This window comes from Bacillus sp. XF8 (assembly GCF_017498755.1).
GTDB lineage: Bacteria > Bacillota > Bacilli > Bacillales > Bacillaceae_G > Bacillus_A > Bacillus_A bingmayongensis.
The window spans coordinates 1-3778 of sequence record NZ_JAGDQK010000097.1 but is presented as its reverse complement, the minus strand read 5'-3'; the positions used below and the strand labels follow the sequence as shown (position 1 = coordinate 3778).

The following is a 3778-nucleotide window of genomic DNA, read 5'->3' as shown; positions in this document are numbered from 1 at the left end:
ATCTTACATTTATGTCTTAAATGTAAATTGAATTTTGTAGAAAAAACGATATAATTCCATTATAAACAACATGATTTCGTTATAAACTACACCATTCTGCTATAAACTATATTATTTTATTATAAACTACACATTGTTCGTTATCTATCTTTTTTGTTAGACGAATGCTAGGAGGAATAATTTAAAAATGCTTACAGTAAAGCAATTTTTTAAACAAAAGATGGTTCTAGGTGGCTTGTTAGGTATTATAGCTGCTGTTATCATCGCTAGTTTTGCTTTTATGGGATCAACTGTTAATCCTGTACCAAAAGACTTGCCGATCGCTCTGGTAATACAGGATACAGGTGTGAACTTACCAGGACAAGGAAGTGTAAATTTAGGAGATAAAATAAAAGAGCAAATTCTGCAAAATAAGCAAAGCACAGTTAAATGGACGTTCTTACAAACGAAAAAAGATGTATTGCAAGGGATGAAAGATAAGAAGTATTACGCTGCCATTGTGTTTCCACCAGAAATATCCCAGCAACTTGTATCGCTGACCACACCTAAGGGACAACAAACTGAGGTACAAGTCTTGGTGAATCAAGGAATGAACTATAATGCCGCAATGGTTTCGAGCCAAATGATTGATAAGCTCATTGGAGGGATAAACGAAAATATCCGTAATATCTTGCTTGATCAGCTTTCACAAAGAAATATGACACTAACAACTGAACAGGCAAAGTTATTGGCAAGCCCATTTATTGTTAAAACGGAGTTGATTCATCCAGTTCAAGCATATACAGGTAATGGAAATATTCCTGTTATGCTGACACAAATCTTATGGATTACCACTCTTATCAGTTCCTTAGTCTTATTTATAGCTGTCCAAAAGTTTACAAACGGACGTGTTACAGGAAAATCAGTCTTATCACAGGTCCTTGCAGGTTCTGTTTTCGTGACAGTAATTGCAAGTTTAACCCTTTTCATTGCTAATACCATACTCGGTGTAAGCATACCGAACCAAGGAGAAATTTTCTTATTGTTCCTTTTCTTTGGCTTCATGTTCTTCCTTTTGCAAAGTGCAGTACTCAACTGGATTGGGCGTGTCGGGGTACCAATATTAATGGTAGTCTTCTTCTTTTCTATGCCAATCTTATCAATGGCACACGAATTTCTTCCGGATGTGACAAAACACTGGTTGTATTCTTGGACTCCTTTTAAGTACAGTGTAGAAGCATTTCGTAGCAGCTTCTTCTTTGGCGGGTACAGGATAGGCTCATATGTTCAGACGATGGGGCTTCTTGGACTTGTATCTCTTATAATTATGGTACTGGCTGTATTCAAACGGAAAGATAAACAAAAAGGTTCTTTATCTATTGAGTCAGTGTAAAGGGAGTAAATCTATAGCCAAAGAGATACAAGGGAAATCCCTTGTATCTCTTTGGCTTTCATGCGCTCGACTTTATTCAGCATCATTAAAAAGGAACTGGAATATCACAAAATTCCATTTATCGGATAATACATTAGCGAAAACTGGAAGAAACGAGTCTTAGAAACTCCATAATTTATTAATCCATTACATTTTATGTAAATGATATGAAGGACTAGAGCAGCACCCCTGTGATTACCACTAATAAAATATTAGATTACAGCTTCCATATACGAATCCTATATTTAAGAAAGAATAGGTGAATTTTATAAAGATGAAAAATCCTAAAGTTCAATTATTATTTGTATTTACACTTGTCTCTATCGTTCTCTTTCTGTTAGATACATCCATTATCTCACTATACAACTTTGTCGGCGTACTATGGTCTATCATACTAGTAGGAATTGCCTTCATTATTTTTATTGAAAACCGTTCCCCACAAAGTACTTTAGCATGGTTTTTAGTATTAGCACTTTTTCCTGTTGGTGGTGTACTTTTGTACTGTCTTTTTGGCCGAAGTCGCTGGAGAAGAAAAAAGCATCTACGTCGTTCAGAAGAGAAAAGAAAATTATTCCGTGAGATTTTAGAAGGAAAACGCCTAGATTTATCATTCACTTCCTCATTAAGTGAGCGCTCTACTTATTTAACACAGGTTGTACAAAAATTCGGTGGCGGTACTGTTGCCAATAATACCACAACCAAACTCTTAACAAATGGGGATCAAACATTTACAAACATTATACAAGCTATTGAAAATGCTACACATCATATACATATTCAATACTATATTTATCGAGCAGATGAAATTGGTACAAAAATTCGCGATGCATTAATAAAGAAAGCAAAATCTGGTGTAATTGTACGCTTTCTTTATGATGGGATTGGAAGCAATTCATTACGAAATCGTTTCTTACAACCCATGAAAGATGCAGGAATTGAGGTTATGGCATTTGATCCCGTTTTTTCGTCATGGCGGCCACTTGAAACAGTAAATTATCGTAACCATCGTAAAATTGTCATTGTAGACGGAGAGATTGGTTTTACAGGTGGACTCAACGTTGGCGATGAGTATCTTGGTCGTTCTAAAAAATTCCCAATTTGGCGTGACAGCCACTTAAGAATAGAAGGAAAAGCATTGTACAAATTACAAGCAATATTCCTTGAGGATTGGCTCTATGCCTCTAATGGTTTAAATACTTATTCTTGGAGTCAATTTATGAATACAAAATACTTTCCAGGTAAAGAAAATTCTCATGCAGAAGGTGCTGTTCAAATTGTAGCAAGTGGACCAAGTTCAGATGATACAAACATTCGTAATACTTTACTTGCTGTTATAGGTTCTGCTAAGAAATCAATTTGGATCGCAACGCCCTACTTCATCCCGGATCAAGAAACATTAACATTACTACGTTTAAGTGCAATGGCTGGAATAGATGTCCGCATTCTATATCCAGGTAAGAGAGATAGAATCATTAGTGATCTAGCATCTCAATCATACTTCACACCACTTCTAAAAGCCGGTGCTTCAATTTACAGCTATAAAGATGGTTTTGTGCATGCTAAAATTGTACTTGTAGATGATAAAATTGCAACAATTGGCACAGCAAATATGGATGTCCGTAGCTTTGAACTAAATTATGAAATCATTAGCGTACTTTATGAATCTAAGACAGTTCTTGATATTAAACGTGATTTTGAAGAGGACTTTAACCATTCAATTGAAATTCGATGGAAATCATTTCAAAAACGTAGTATTCGAAAACGAATACTGGAATCCCTAATGCGTCTAATTTCCCCTTTATTATAATTCCGAAAAAAGTAATCTAAACAAATTTGATTACTTTTTTCTTTTATAATCATGTTTGAATTGCATGTTGTACCAACTACTTGTCGATCCCTTTTCCTTGTAACTCTTCTAAAACTGCAAGATTCATAATTTCCATTGTTTGCGGTCTTGTCTCAAGTAATACATACACACCTATTACGTTTTCTTCCTTTTTTGCAGCATAGATAAGACCACGATATAAATATGAATTGATTTGACGTTCACATATAAAGCATGTGGTTTACAACATATATTCCCACTTGGTTGGGAGTATATCACATTGACAGGTGATTATGTGTGGAACTTAAACCAAAAAACGAATTTCAATAATCTAAGACCATTACGAGAGAAAAACCCTAAAAAAAGCGATAAAATAAATAACCGATTCCTTAACGTACAAGGAATCGGTTATTTTGTGTCCAAATTGTGTCTAAACGTGCAATTTTCTTTTTTTGATATGGTGACCCCCATGCCCATCAACTTAAGAACGGAAACAAAATGAACTTTCGTTCAAATAAACTAAAAAACCCTTAAAACACTTT

Annotated in this window: 2 protein-coding genes and 1 pseudogene; 2 read left to right on the top strand and 1 reads right to left on the bottom strand. The window is 34.9% G+C overall.

All coding sequences use genetic code 11. From position 1 onward, the window contains the following. The first annotated feature begins 187 nt into the window (after positions 1 to 187). Both J4P91_RS28450 and J4P91_RS28445 read left to right on the top strand, forming a co-directional pair. Positions 188 to 1372 carry a YhgE/Pip domain-containing protein gene (locus tag J4P91_RS28450; protein ID WP_207996764.1) on the top strand — a complete coding sequence of 395 codons (1185 nt, stop codon included), beginning with the start codon at positions 188 to 190 and terminating at the stop codon, positions 1370 to 1372. A 313-nt stretch (positions 1373 to 1685) separates the two neighbouring features. Further along, a complete protein-coding gene (locus J4P91_RS28445; RefSeq protein WP_207996763.1) occupies positions 1686 to 3218 on the top strand; it encodes a cardiolipin synthase in 1533 nt (510 codons plus the stop codon). 79 nt (positions 3219 to 3297) lie between these two features. On the opposite strand, the pseudogene J4P91_RS28440 reads toward J4P91_RS28445, so the two are convergent. Then, positions 3298 to 3465: pseudogene (locus J4P91_RS28440) on the bottom strand (GNAT family N-acetyltransferase); the annotation flags it as partial. Positions 3466 to 3778: the final 313 nt, after the last annotated feature.

Bases quoted from the DNA above. Each gene is read 5' to 3' on its own strand.
- J4P91_RS28450 (WP_207996764.1), top strand. From the start codon at position 188: ATGCTTACAGTAAAGCAATTTTTTAAACAAAAGATGGTTCTAGGTGGC.
- J4P91_RS28445 (WP_207996763.1), top strand. From the start codon at position 1,686: ATGAAAAATCCTAAAGTTCAATTATTATTTGTATTTACACTTGTCTCT.